This is a genomic window from Microcoleus sp. K5-D4 (assembly GCF_036704575.1).
Classification (GTDB): Bacteria; Cyanobacteriota; Cyanobacteriia; order Cyanobacteriales; family Microcoleaceae; genus Microcoleus.
In genome coordinates, this window is the sequence record NZ_JAUBSD010000100.1 from 1 (window position 1) to 12628 (window position 12628).

General features: G+C 45.7%; 10 protein-coding genes and 1 pseudogene. 9 read left to right on the forward strand and 2 right to left on the reverse strand.

From position 1 onward, the window contains the following. Window positions 1–128 (reverse strand): annotated as a pseudogene (locus QUA77_RS24430) (photosystem II D2 protein (photosystem q(a) protein)); the annotation flags it as partial. 203 nt (window positions 129–331) lie between these two features. On the opposite strand from QUA77_RS24430, the gene QUA77_RS24435 reads away from it, so the two are divergent. From QUA77_RS24435 to QUA77_RS24465, 7 genes are all read left to right on the forward strand, one after another. Then, on the forward strand, window positions 332–898 hold the full coding sequence (locus QUA77_RS24435) for a photosystem I assembly protein Ycf4 (protein WP_333039529.1): 567 nt from the start codon (window positions 332–334) through the stop codon (window positions 896–898). A 176-nt stretch (window positions 899–1074) separates the two neighbouring features. Then, entirely contained in the window at window positions 1075–1860 is a 786-nt protein-coding gene (locus tag QUA77_RS24440) for a peptidylprolyl isomerase (RefSeq protein WP_333453084.1), read from the forward strand. A gap of 211 nt (window positions 1861–2071) precedes the next feature. Further along, window positions 2072–3343, forward strand: coding sequence for a beta-ketoacyl synthase N-terminal-like domain-containing protein (locus tag QUA77_RS24445; RefSeq protein WP_333453059.1), 1272 nt, complete (start codon window positions 2072–2074; stop codon window positions 3341–3343). 337 nt (window positions 3344–3680) lie between these two features. Beyond that, window positions 3681–4790 carry an ATP-binding protein gene (locus QUA77_RS24450; protein WP_333453062.1) on the forward strand — a complete coding sequence of 370 codons (1110 nt, stop codon included), beginning with the start codon at window positions 3681–3683 and terminating at the stop codon, window positions 4788–4790. A gap of 181 nt (window positions 4791–4971) precedes the next feature. Next, the gene (gene mutL / locus QUA77_RS24455) at window positions 4972–6849 is read left to right on the forward strand and encodes a DNA mismatch repair endonuclease MutL (protein WP_333453064.1); all 1878 of its coding nucleotides are present in this window, start codon (window positions 4972–4974) and stop codon (window positions 6847–6849) included. A gap of 168 nt (window positions 6850–7017) precedes the next feature. Beyond that, window positions 7018–7842, forward strand: coding sequence for a transglutaminase family protein (locus QUA77_RS24460; protein ID WP_333064054.1), 825 nt, complete (start codon window positions 7018–7020; stop codon window positions 7840–7842). Between the two features lie 307 nt (window positions 7843–8149). Next, window positions 8150–8836, forward strand: a complete 687-nt coding sequence (locus QUA77_RS24465; RefSeq protein ID WP_333453066.1) for an alpha/beta hydrolase — start codon at window positions 8150–8152, stop codon at window positions 8834–8836. 153 nt (window positions 8837–8989) lie between these two features. On the opposite strand, the gene QUA77_RS24470 is transcribed toward QUA77_RS24465, so the two are convergent. Beyond that, window positions 8990–9454, reverse strand: a complete 465-nt coding sequence (locus tag QUA77_RS24470) for an SRPBCC family protein (RefSeq protein ID WP_333039545.1) — start codon at window positions 9452–9454, stop codon at window positions 8990–8992. A 147-nt stretch (window positions 9455–9601) separates the two neighbouring features. On the opposite strand from QUA77_RS24470, the gene QUA77_RS24475 reads away from it, so the two are divergent. Both QUA77_RS24475 and QUA77_RS24480 read left to right on the forward strand, forming a co-directional pair. Next, window positions 9602–10540, forward strand: a complete 939-nt coding sequence (locus QUA77_RS24475; protein ID WP_333453068.1) for a transposase — start codon at window positions 9602–9604, stop codon at window positions 10538–10540. Between the two features lie 362 nt (window positions 10541–10902). Further along, the gene (locus QUA77_RS24480; protein ID WP_333453070.1) at window positions 10903–12579 is read left to right on the forward strand and encodes a mechanosensitive ion channel; all 1677 of its coding nucleotides are present in this window, start codon (window positions 10903–10905) and stop codon (window positions 12577–12579) included. Window positions 12580–12628: the final 49 nt, after the last annotated feature.

Here is a 12628-nt window from a genome sequence, read left to right on the forward strand (position 1 = left end):
AGGTAGGCGCAGGGGAATAGCAGGATGCCAGACCAGCCTACGAAGACGAAGCGATCGCGTTTGAGCCAGTCGTCGAGTACATCAAAGATGCCTCTTTCGGTCTGGGCGCGTCCGACTGCGATTGTCATTGCGGTAAAATCCTTTTGCTTGTTAAAAGACTAAGGTTTCTAATTAAAGTTAACATAACTATATATTAGAAGTTCAGAATTTTTCAACATAATTAGCAGGAGTTGATACACAATGCCGATCGGTCGATCGCGATCTCGTCAGCGAAGCGTGACGCTCGGTGGGCTAATTGAATTAAGATTTGGCTTTAAGGCTGTTTAATTTTATGACTGCAAAAACAATGACCTCGATCGATCCTGTCCTGCGCTACCCGGTTTTGGGCTCCCGCCGCTTCAGCAATTACTGGTGGGCGACGGTGGTCAGCATTGGAGGGACTGGTTTCCTGCTGTCGGGCATTTCCAGCTACTTGCACGTTAACCTGCTGCCTTTTGCTGACCCGACTCAGCTTGTTTTCATCCCCCAAGGCATTGCGATGGGTTTCTACGGTGTCTGTGGCGTGCTTTTGGCGCTTTACCTGTGGCTGACTATTCTCTGGGATGTCGGTGGCGGTTACAACGAGTTCGATCGGCAAACTGGTAACATTCGGATCTTTCGCTGGGGTTTTCCCGGCAAAAACCGCAAAGTTGATTTTAATTGCAAGACATCGGATGTGCAATCTGTGCGGGTAGACATTAAAGAAGGTCTCAGTCCCCGTCGCAGTATTTATCTTAAGCTTAAAGACCGCCGTCAGTTTCCCCTGACTAGAGTCGGACAGCCGATTGCTTTGTCGCAAGTGGAAAATCAAGCAGCCGAATTGGCTCGATTTTTGCAAGTTCCCCTAGAAGGACTTTAGGGATTTTTGATTTTCGATTTTCGATTAGTAATGTCTCGTAGGGTGCGCAATGCGCACCAAATCGATAAATATTGGGTGAGCACGAAGCGGTGCAAATTATCCCTGGTAAATCGATAAGTCTAGGGTGCGCATTGCGCACCTTACATCATTGAGTGAAAGTGAAAGTGAAAATACAAATGCAAATGCAAGTCAAAATTCAGCGGTGGTTGTTCTCACTTTTAATAATTGGCGCGTTGTTTGTCGGAGGCTGCGGTAATTCCCCTGTGGCAAACTCGACTCCCACATCGAATCCGGCGTCGGGTGAAAATATTTCTTTGTCTCCGTCTCCGTCTCCTGCTGCTGTAGCGGCGAGTTCGCAATTTAGCAATTTGCCACGATTGGAAGGAAAAGCAACGGTGGTGATGACGGTTAAAGGTGCTCCAATTACGATCGAACTCGACGGCACAAATGCGCCAATTACTGCGGGCAATTTTGTCGATTTGGTTCAGAAAGGAGTCTACGACGGGCTGGTATTTCACCGAGTCGTGCGGGAACCTCAGCCTTTTGTAGTTCAAGGCGGCGACCCCCAAGGTAAAGACCCTAAATTCCCTACGGCGCGGCTGGGAACTGGTGGTTTTATTGACCCAAAAACTACTGCCGAACGCAGGATTCCTCTAGAAATTAAAGCTAAAGGTGCTGCAAATCCGACTTACAGCGCGACGCTACAAGAAGCTGGGGTTAAGGATAAACCCGTGTTGATGCACAGTCGCGGGGCTGTTGCTATGGCTCGATCGCAGAGTCCTGATTCGGCTTCTTCTCAGTTTTACTTTACTTTGACCGATGTACCGTTTTTGGACGGTAGCTATGCGGTTTTTGGGTACGTGAAGCAAGGAATGGATGTGATTGATAAGATTGAAGCGGGCGATCGCATTGATAAGGCTACTGTTACTCAGGGTTTGGAAAATTTTAAGCCTGTTCAGTAGTCAATAGTCAGTCGTAACTCGTCATATCAATTCCGGTTGCACGATCGAGATGATTGTTGACTGTTGACGGTTGACTCGATTTTATTATTCCGATGCAACCGGAAACGATATCAGTTGTTGCTCGTTGCTTAGTAGTTAATAATTAGTTCCAATCATAAATAACTAATAACTAATAACTAATGACTAAAAATTTGGGAAGCTGAGGGCATTTGTGGATGTTGTTGTTACGGGAATCGGGCTGGTTTCTGCTTTAGGCACTCTGGATTGTAGCTGGAAAAGATTGTTGTCTGGGGAATCAGGAATTCGGCAACATCAACCTTTTATAGAACTTGAACGGCGACCTTTGGCTTTAATTGGCACAAAACCTGTCGATTTAATGAGTTTAATTCGACAGGTTTTAATAGATGCTGTGCAAGATGCTAATTTGACTTTGCCTTTGCGCGATTGCGGGATTGTGATCGGTTCTAGCCGAGGCTTCCAGGCAAATTTGGAACTGTTGGCAAGCGAAGGAAGTTCGGCAACGAGCAATGTACGGGATGTAACGGATGGAAGAAAGAGGGAAGTTGGAAGAAGTCTGAGGGAATTGGGAAGAGGGAAGTCGCAAGAAGCAAGGGAATTCCCAATTACCGATTCCCACTTCCCAATTCCCAATTCCCAATTACCGATTACCAATTCTCAATTTGTGAATTTTTTGCCTCACATGGGGGCGATCGCAGCGGCTAGGGCAATTGGTTCGACGGGGCCAGTATTTGCGCCGATGGCTGCTTGTGCCACGGGTATTTGGTCGATCGCCCGCGCTGTTGATTTAATCCGCACTGGTGAGTGTCAGCGGGCGATCGCAGGTGCTGTGGAAGCGCCAATTACACCGCTGACTCTGGCTGGATTTAGCCGGATGGGTGCTTTGGCAAACAATGGGTGCTATCCCTTTGACGAAAATCGGGCAGGCTTTGTGCTCGGTGAAGGCGGGGCTTTATTTGTATTAGAATCGGCCGAGTTGGCAAGGCGTCGTGGTGCTAAAATTTACGGTCAAATTTCCGGTTTTGGCTTGACAAATGATGCTTGCCATGCTAATGCGCCGGAACTGGGGGGGGAAAGTGCGATCGCCGCGGTAAATCAATGTTTGAAACGCAGCAATTTAGCCGCCATTGATATAGATTTTATTCATGCTCACGGTACTGCAACCGAGTTAAATGACCGACACGAAGCACTGTTAATTGAGAAGTTATTTCACCCAGGAGTTGCTGTTAGTTCGACTAAGGGGGCGACGGGTCATACTTTGGGAGCTTCGGGAGCTTTGGGTGTGGCTTTTTGTTTGATGAGCATTAAATATCAGATGTTGCCGCCTTGCGTAGGAATGAAAAAACCGGGGTTTGAATTAGATTTTGTTCGCTGTGCGCGATCGGCTATTGTCAGAAATGCGGTTTGTTTAAGTTTTGGCTTTGGCGGGCAGAATGCTGCGATCGTTTTATCGGGCGATCGTTAATTTTTGTAAACTCGGTTGAGCGACATTTAAATTACACGATATCTCTACAGTTAAAATCTTCTGAGGTGGCCGGAGAATCCCCCCGCACATCCAATTTCCATCTAAAAAATAGTACAATACTTATGTATTTTAGTCAATTAACTGAGAATTTTGGTGAGATTACTGCTGCTGCTATGCTAGTCTCGCTCTGCATCCCGACGCTGATCCTTGCGTCAAAGCCTAGGAGGCTAGAAAAGAGAGGCAGATTAAAGCTGTATTGTATTTTATTAACGCACCGATGGTGATCGGCGAAAATAGAAAAAAGAAACTGTTTAAATTAAGCTTTAGGTATTTTCACATGGATCTGGCATCTCATCGATTTATGTCTTATTTTGAACCAGAGCAAGCTGCTCACCTTTGCCAAATAGCTGTTTTGGAGAGTTTTGATGAGGAAACGCTGGTTTTTGAAGAAGGAGAAACAGCGGATTTTTTCTATCTAGTTTTAGAAGGTAAAGTCGAGTTTAGCAAGCGGCTTGAAAAAAATAAATATCAAACTGTTGCTGTGGCTAAGCCAGACGATTATTTTGGCGAACTCGGAGTTTTAGACGGAGAGCCTCGCAGTGCTAGGGCTGTGGCAGTTGCAGGCTCGACTTTGGCCAAAATAGCCCGTGAAGAACTCATAGCAACTCTCCAGTTTGCTAAAGGCAGTTCGGTACTCCAAATGTTTAGTTTCATTACTAAAAATTTACGGGATACCACGGATCAATATGTTAGCCAGTTGGTACACAAACAAAAAATGGTATTGGTAGGAGAAATGGTGAGTACAATTATTCACGATTTCAAAAGTCCTTTTACCGGCATTAAACTCTCCAGTGAAATGCTAAAAGAAATGCACCCAGATGAGGAAACTCAGGAGTGGTGTGAACTTATTCAATTGCAGGTTCATCGAATGTTGGGGATGGCTGAAGAAGTTTTAGAATTTTCGAGAGGAAATTCTGTATTTAATAAGAAACCAATTAATTTAATTCAGACGTTGCAGCAGTTTGAAAAGTTGAACAGAGTTTATTGTGAAGCAGCAAAAGTAGATTTAGCAGTACGGGTGACAGAAGTAATAGTGGAAGCGGATGAAAATAAGATTTTGCGCGTTTTACAAAATTTAGTTGGGAATGCTGTTGAGGCTTTTGGCGGAAGAGGGGGTCGGGTGGAGATTGCGGTGACACAAAGTGAGGAGTGGGCCGAAATTAGCATTTACGATAACGGCCCCGGCATTCCACCGACAATTAAGGAAAAGTTATTTGAACCGTTTGTGACTTATGGCAAGCGGACTGGTACTGGATTGGGAACGGCAATTGTTAAGTCGATCGTGGAGGCTCACAAAGGAAAAATTAGTTATGAGTCAGAGGACGGAAAAGGCACAACTTTTTACATCCGCTTGCCGAAAATCATGGTTTTAGCAGAGCTAAATTAAGTAGGTAGGAAGATTATACTTAGGACTTTCTAACTCAGCATCAGTGAATTAGTTGATGAGTATATATCTTGTGATAAAACAATATTTTCCTAATAAACAGGGTTTAAGAGCGTAAGCCCTAATACTGTGTAGCGACTTGGAGAATCCAGTATAATTGAATTAACGAACTGCTAAAAATTTGATGCCAGTTACTATTCAAACCTTACCCACAGAAGTTATCAATTTAATTGCCGCCGGCGAAGTCATTGACTCGATCGCCGCTGCGGTACGAGAATTAGTTGAAAATTCTCTGGATGCTGGCGCAACTCGCATCGTTGTTTCTGTCTGGCCGGAACAATGGCGGGTGCAAGTTGCAGATAATGGTACGGGAATGGATCTGGAAAATTTGCAGCAGGCGGCTTCGCCTCACAGTACGAGCAAAATTACCACTGAAGCTGACCTTTACAAAATTGATACTTTGGGATTTCGTGGGGAAGCTTTGCACAGTTTAGCTCAGTTGGGCTGTTTGGAGGTTTTGAGCCGATCGAATGATTTGGGATTGGGGGATGTTTCGGAAAATCGAGAGTCGGCGCAAACTCCCGCCAAATCATCGTTTAACAAGGGGGAAGTTGAAAATGCTCGATCGGGCTGGCGGGTGGTTTACAATAACGCAGGCCAAGCTGTAGAGGTGGAAACAGCGGCGATCGCTCCGGGTACGGTGGTGACTGTTGATAATTTGTTTGGCAATTGGCCTGTGCGCCGCAGTTTTTTGTCGCCGGCACAGCAAATGCGATCGATCCAATTAACTCTTCAACAAATTGCTATTTGTCACCCGCACGTTAATTGGCAGTTGCGTCAAGGAAACACGCCTTGTTTGCACGTAACTCCTGGTAGCACAGCGGAACAACTTTTACCTCAATTCGTGCGCGGTGTGCGATCGAGCGATTTGCAATATTTAAAGTTAGATTTGCCTGCGAGTCCTCAAAATCAGAAAGCAGCAAATTTATTAGTAGAAACTCCACTTGTTGGCGCTACAGTTAAGCCTAATTACCAATTGCCAGTTGCCAGTTCCCAATTCCAAATGCCCCATTCCCAGCGTTTGGAATTAGTAATTGGTTTGCCGGATCGGTGTCACCGCAGGCGGCCGGATTGGGTGAAAGTTGGGGTAAATCGGCGAGTTGTGCGCTCGCCGGAATTAGAGCAAACTATTCTCAGCGCCTTTGCCCGCACTTGTCCGCGCGATCGCTATCCCGTGTGTTTTGTCCACCTGCAAATCTCCCCTTCAGAAATCGACTGGAACCGCCACCCCGCTAAGGTTGAAATTTATCTGCACGATCCGAGTTTTTGGCAAGCACAAGTTAGCGCGGCAATTGCTCGTGCTTTGCATTTGAACGATGAAGTTTTGCCACCTGCCCCAATTCCCGATCGAGTGGGAAAATTGCTGAAGGCATCGGAACAAAAAAGTGCTTACAGTGTCGGGATTTCGGCTAGGCAGAATGATGAAGACGGCGAACAGGAAAAAGCTAATAAAATAGGATTGATGGAATTGAGGGCGATCGCTCAAGTTCACAATACTTACATTGTTGCGGAACATTCCAGCGGAATGTGGTTGGTGGAACAACACATCGCTCACGAGCGCGTTTTGTACGAGCAATTGTGCGCGGCTTGGCAGCTAAAAAGTCTAGAAAAACCAGTGATTCTCAGTCAATTATCTGCGCTGCAAATTGAGAATTTATCCCGCTTGGATTTGGAAGTAGAAAGTTTTGGCGAACAGCTATGGGCTGTCCGTGAAGTTCCTGAATTGTTAGCCGAGCGAGATGACTGTGCGGATGCGCTTTTTGAACTCAGTAAAGTCGCAGATTTACAAGCGGCTCAAGTTGCGACTGCTTGCCGTAGCGCTATGCGAAACGGTACTCCTTTGAGTCTTTCCCAAATGCAAAATTTGTTGGATGAATGGCAGCAAACTCGCAATCCGCGCACTTGTCCTCACGGCCGCCCTATCTATTTTGCTTTGGAAGAATCGACTCTGGCTCGGATTTTTCGCCGCAGTTGGGTGATTGGTAAAAGTCACGGGATTTGAAGGTTAAAAGTTAAGCTGTAAGGTGCGCGTTACATACAAGACTGTTTTTTTTGAACCGCAGAGGGCGCAGAGAACGCAGAGAGGAAGAGAAGAGAGATGTTTTTAATATTTTTTTGGGCAACTGGATATTCGTATAAAATGTCAATTAAAATCAAATAAATCATAAATATGGATTTTCCGATCGCCCGACAACTATTTTATCGAGAAATAAATCAGCCTGATGGCTCGATCGACCTGGCGAAAGCTGCTCTTTATATGGCTTTGGAAGAATACCCACATTTAGAGCCAGAGGAGTATCTCAACGCTCTCGACACGATCGCAGATGAAGTGCGCGATCGCCTGCCGGCACAGAATTATCCGCTGCGGATTATTCAAACTATTAACGGCTATTTATACGGGGAGTTGCAGTTTGCGGGCAATGATGTTGATTATTACGACCCCCGCAATAGTTTTTTGAATGAAGTGATTGATCGGCGTACTGGCATTCCGATCTCTTTATCTTTGGTTTATTTGGAGGTTGCTAAGCGCATTGATTTTCCGATGGTGGGAATTGGGATGCCAGGACATTTTTTAATTAGACCGGATTTTGAAGAGGCTGGTATTTTTGTTGATGCGTTTAACGGCGGCGAGATATTGTTTCCTGAAGATTGTCAAGCCAGACTTTCTCAAATTTATGGTCAACCTATGGAGTTGCAGCCGGCTTTTCTCGCCCCGGTAAGTCGCCGACATTTATTAGGGCGAATGCTGGGAAATCTGAAGGCGATTTACTTGCAACAGGGAGATGCTTCGAGGGTACTCTTAGCGATCGAACGGATTTTGCTGCTGTTTCCCGATGCGCTGGGGGAACGGCGCGATCGCGGAATTCTCTATTATCAACTGGGACGCTTGGTCGAAGCGCGCCACGATTTGGAACTATATCTGAGAAATGCTCCGAATGCTCCTGATGCTGCTAGAATTCGCCAATTGGTCGATCGGCTCGATCGGGATATGTGAACTTAAATTCGGTATCGATCGCACACTATAAGACCTATTCAAGCGACACTCAATAAACTGCTGCCCGACGACCCAATTTCGCTTTTATAATTTTTGCAACGGTATCTAAGATTGTCAAACGGGTAATCATAACATATTAATTGTCAATTAACACCTATCTTTTGATAGGTGGAATTTGCGGGACATAACTGTAAAATTATAGGTCATTTACGGAAATCCCGATTCCACTTTTCCGACTGATACCCGCACAGATACCTGCACAGACGACCGATCGAAAAAGTATTTTGACGTAAAGAGGCACAAACTCATGAACTTTCAGTTTCTACAAGGTTATCTCAACGGAATGCAACCGCTGTCAGCCCATTTAACCAAAAGAATGTCAAAGTCTTTATCATTAGGTTTGGCGCTTTTGCTGGGAACAAGTGCAGTATTCCTAAGCAGCGGCAAAGCCTTTGCATTAGATAATGTTACCGTAAAATACGGTGCTGTTGACGTAACATTACCGATGAGCGACTTGCAAAGCTTTGCACAAACCGGCCAAGCATCATCTCAACTGCAAAGCGTTCTGAGTCTTGCGAAACAAACTCCCCAGTCGATGCGCGAAATATTAACGCGAGAAGTGCCTTTAGATTCCCAATTAGTAGCGCGGCTAGCAAGCACTTATTTTGGGGAAATTGTTTTTAAACAATTGGGCGAGGTTGCTTATGCGCCGAGTGCTCGGCTTCAAAGCGTGCCCGCACTGCGCGATGCTTTAGTCGCCGCTTCCAAAGATGGCAAAATATCGCTGATTGAATTGATGCAAAATTACAGCCCTGCTGCTTTAGAAGTTGACGGCAATCAAGCGATGGTTATTTACGAACGAGTGATTAAAGATGTGCAAGATTTGCAAGCTTTGTATCAGAATTCCCCGGCTTTGCAAAATACGGCTAACCAAGCCGTGAATTCGGCGAGAGAAATGATTTGTCAGCCCACTCCATCGGGAAGTGCGAAATAAATAACTGAAGTTGGAGGGAAGGGGGAATGGGGAATTGGGAATTGGTGCTTTTTTTCCTATTAGCTCTAGCTTTCAGCTATTAGCAATTACTCATCACCCATTACCAATTCTTCGGCTACGCGAGGGTAAAAGTTCCCAATTACCCATTATCCATTACCCCTTACCCATTCTTTGAGATAGTTGCTCGGCTACCCGCTTGAGTCGGCGGAGTTGGTCTTTCATATCTTTTTCTGTCCAAGGGGCTGCAAAGCGATTGAAACCAAATCTAATTAAACGATTGGGAATTTGAAATTCAAAGCGGTTAATCAAGAGAGTTCCTTGGATTTGCGGCTGGCATTCCCAGCGATCGCATCCTTTGAAAAATCCGTCAAACCCCCAAACAATTAAACCGGGTTGTCGCTCCAACACAACACTCTCTAAAGAGGGTTGCAAAACCGGAATTTTTATGATAAATAAGCTGCGACTTCCTACGGTAGTATCCCATTCGCCCTGGGGATCGCAGCGTAGCAGGGGATTGAGCCACTTGTGCATTAAAGTGCGATCGACTATACATTGCTCTACCAGAGTAGCAGCAGCGCGAATTTCAATGGATTGCTCGAAAACTTGACGAATTGACATGAGAACCTGCAACAAGGAGGGTATTACAAAACTTTGCTTACTTGATAGTCCTTTATTTACTTGTAACGTCAATTTTCCCAGAAATTAAAAGATTGACACACTCATAAATACAGTGTATCATCTTGAAATAAAGTATATATACTGATTATGAAGTTAGTCGAAAGGCACATCATTAAACCAAACCATAGGTTTTATCGAGAAGCCGATAGACTGTCTTTGCTTTGCAAAAATATTTACAATAGCGCTAATTACATCTACCGTCAAAACTTTTTCGCTCGCCAACAAACAAACGCTCTGGCTGTTTATCACGCGCTCAAAACAAGTCCTGATTACAAATCACTGCCTGCAAAGGTAGCACAAAGCACCCTCGGCTTAATGATCAAAGCAAGGACTAGCTACTATCTGGGGGTGCGAAACTATCAGGAAGACACGACTAAATTTAAAGCCGCCCCGAAAATCCCTCATTATAAAGGTTCAAGAGAGCGAACAAAAGAGGAGGGGCGCTATGTTGTTGTATTTAATTGTCAAGCTGTCAGCAAAAAAGCCTTACAAAAAGGATATTATCGTTCCTCTGGGACTAATATTTGGTTGCGCTCAAAAGTCATCTCGCTTCTGGAAATCCGGATTGTTCCCAAAGTAGGTTGTTATGTTGTCGAGGTGTTCTCGGAAAAGTTAGAACAGCCTTTACAAATTAATCAGAGAGTAGCTGCTATAGGTTTAGGATTAAACAATCTGGCAACATTAACCTACAATGTTCCTGGGTTAGTACCGACAATCTACGAGGGACAGGGTGTTAAGTCAAGAAACCAATACTGCAATCAAGTTTCATCGGCATTGAAATCATTGCTGCCCGTAGCGCAAAAAAACCGTAAAAAAGTCGCCCAATTGTGGCACAAGCGTAACTGTAAAGTGGATTACTACCTCTACACTACGAGTTCCGCAATTATTAAAGGACTGGTTAATCATCAAATGGGCTTGCTGGCTATAGGCGGGAACGATGATTTTAAAGATGGGATTAATACTGGTAAAGTTAATAATCAAAATTTTCCCTGTATTCCCCATTGCCGGTTTGTGCAAATGTTGTAGTACAAAGGACAACTTGCGGGAATTCAAGTTGGGTTAGGTGAGGAGAGTTACACCTCCAAATGTTCAGCTTTGGATTTGGAACCAATTTAACAACATTCCGACTACATTGGCAGTAGGGTAAAAAGAGGATTGTTCAGAACCCAAACTGGACGCTTCATAAAGGCCGATGTAAACGGTTTTTTGAATATTGGCCCAAAAGCAGTAGGAGATGGGTTGATCCCAAATTCGATAGAGGGTTTTGTAGTTAACCCAGTACATTAAAAGTGTACAAATATTAAATTTAGGCGATGCCTAGATTTTTTGGAACTATTATTAAAGTTTCGTCTTCTCCTTGTCAAATGTGACGTTAACCTGAGAAAAAAATGAATGAAACTTGGCAAGAAATAACTCAGCCGATATCGGGCCCCATAGCGGCTTTGTCCGATCGCATTTTGGCCCAGGCCCAGCCCGGGAATCCGCTGACAGATGCCGAACGCGGAATTAACAATTTCCTTCAGGGCTCAAACATTGAAAATCTCCTCTGGGCAGTCGGTATCCTGCTAATTGGCTTGATAGTATCAGCCCTCGTCTCATCTGTAGTCGGGGGATTGCTCAAGAAGACTACGATCGACAATCGGTTGGCTGCTTGGATTACCGGCCGACCGGAAGGAGCTGGAGCCCCGCAAGTGGAAAAATGGATTTCCGCAGCGGTGTTCTGGATCATTTTTATCTTTTTCCTAATTGCCTTTTTCAACCGCCTGAATCTAACGGCTGTCTCGCAACCCCTCAATACTTTTCTCAATCAAATTACCGGTTTCTTGCCGAAGTTAGCCGGCGCGCTAATTTGGTTGGGGATTGCTTGGGTGTTGGCAACTGTAGCCAAAATGGCCGTATCGCGGGCGATGCGGGCTTTTAGCGTGGACGAGCGCTTGAATCAGGAGGTGGGCGCAGCGCCCACTGAGCGCCCTTTGCTGCTGAGCGATACTGTGGCCAATGCGCTGTACTGGTTCATTTTTCTGCTGTTTTTGCCACTGATTCTCGACTCACTGGAAATGCAGCAGGCTCTGCTGCCGGTTAATAATTTACTCAACCAAATTCTGGCGGCAATTCCGAAAATTTTGGAAGCTGTGCTGATTGGGTTTGTGGGCTGGCTACTGGCTATGGTGGTGCGGCGGATTGTCACGAATCTGTTGGCCGCTGCTGGGGCGGACGGTTTGGGCGCTCGGTTTGGAATTTCGCGGACTTCGGGCGGACAATCGCTGTCGTGGATTGTCGGGACGATAGTCTATGTTTTGATTTTGATTCCAACGGCGATCGCAGCTCTGAACGCTTTGGACATTCAGGCGATTTCGCAGCCGGCAATCGCGATGCTCAACACGGTTCTGGGCGCGCTTCCCAACATTTTTACAGCAGCGCTAATTCTGGGGGTTGCTTACTTTTTGGGTCGCTGGATCAGCGATTTGGTGACTAATATCCTGACGGGAATTGGCTTTAACAATGTCTTTTCTTGGTTGGGAGTGCAACAGCCGAAACAGCGACTGCGGCTACCGCCGAGTTCGATCGATCCGGAGGCAACGATTCTTCAGGAACCGGAACTTCCGGTCCGCACTCCTTCTGAGTTTGTCGGCATCGTGGTGCAGGTGGGCATCATGCTGTTTGCTGTGGTGGCTGCTACCGATGTGCTGCGGATTCCAGCGCTGACGGCGATTGTTAGCGGTATTGTCCTGGTTGCAGGTCGGGTGCTGGCTGGTTTGGTGGTATTTGCGATCGGCTTGTATTTGGCGAATCTGGCCTTTAGTTTGATTGCCAGTTCTGGAACTCGCCAAGCGCGGCTTTTGGGCCAAACGGCTCGGATCGCGATTATTGCTTTTGTTTCGGCCTTGGCGCTGCAACAAATGGGCATTGGCAGCGATATTGTGAATTTGGCTTTCGGGTTGCTGCTTGGGGCGATCGCAGTTGGCATTGCTCTAGCTTTTGGTTTGGGCGGGCGCGAGATTGCGGCCGACCAAATTCGCGAATTGTTAGCGTCGTTTAAACAAGATAAGACGCCACGTTTGTAATTCTATAAAATGGCGTTTGTACTTGACAAACGCCATTTTTTATACTTTT

Excerpts from the sequence above, each read along its gene's own strand:
- QUA77_RS24470 (WP_333039545.1), bottom strand. The coding sequence starts at position 9,454 with ATGTCAATTCGTCAAGTTTTCGAGCAATCCATTGAAATTCGCGCTGCT.
- QUA77_RS24475 (WP_333453068.1), top strand. The coding sequence starts at position 9,602 with ATGAAGTTAGTCGAAAGGCACATCATTAAACCAAACCATAGGTTTTAT.
- mutL (WP_333453064.1), top strand. The coding sequence starts at position 4,972 with ATGCCAGTTACTATTCAAACCTTACCCACAGAAGTTATCAATTTAATT.
- QUA77_RS24465 (WP_333453066.1), top strand. The coding sequence starts at position 8,150 with ATGAACTTTCAGTTTCTACAAGGTTATCTCAACGGAATGCAACCGCTG.
- QUA77_RS24450 (WP_333453062.1), top strand. The coding sequence starts at position 3,681 with ATGGATCTGGCATCTCATCGATTTATGTCTTATTTTGAACCAGAGCAA.
- QUA77_RS24460 (WP_333064054.1), top strand. The coding sequence starts at position 7,018 with ATGGATTTTCCGATCGCCCGACAACTATTTTATCGAGAAATAAATCAG.
- QUA77_RS24435 (WP_333039529.1), top strand. The coding sequence starts at position 332 with ATGACTGCAAAAACAATGACCTCGATCGATCCTGTCCTGCGCTACCCG.
- QUA77_RS24440 (WP_333453084.1), top strand. The coding sequence starts at position 1,075 with ATGCAAATGCAAGTCAAAATTCAGCGGTGGTTGTTCTCACTTTTAATA.
- QUA77_RS24480 (WP_333453070.1), top strand. The coding sequence starts at position 10,903 with ATGAATGAAACTTGGCAAGAAATAACTCAGCCGATATCGGGCCCCATA.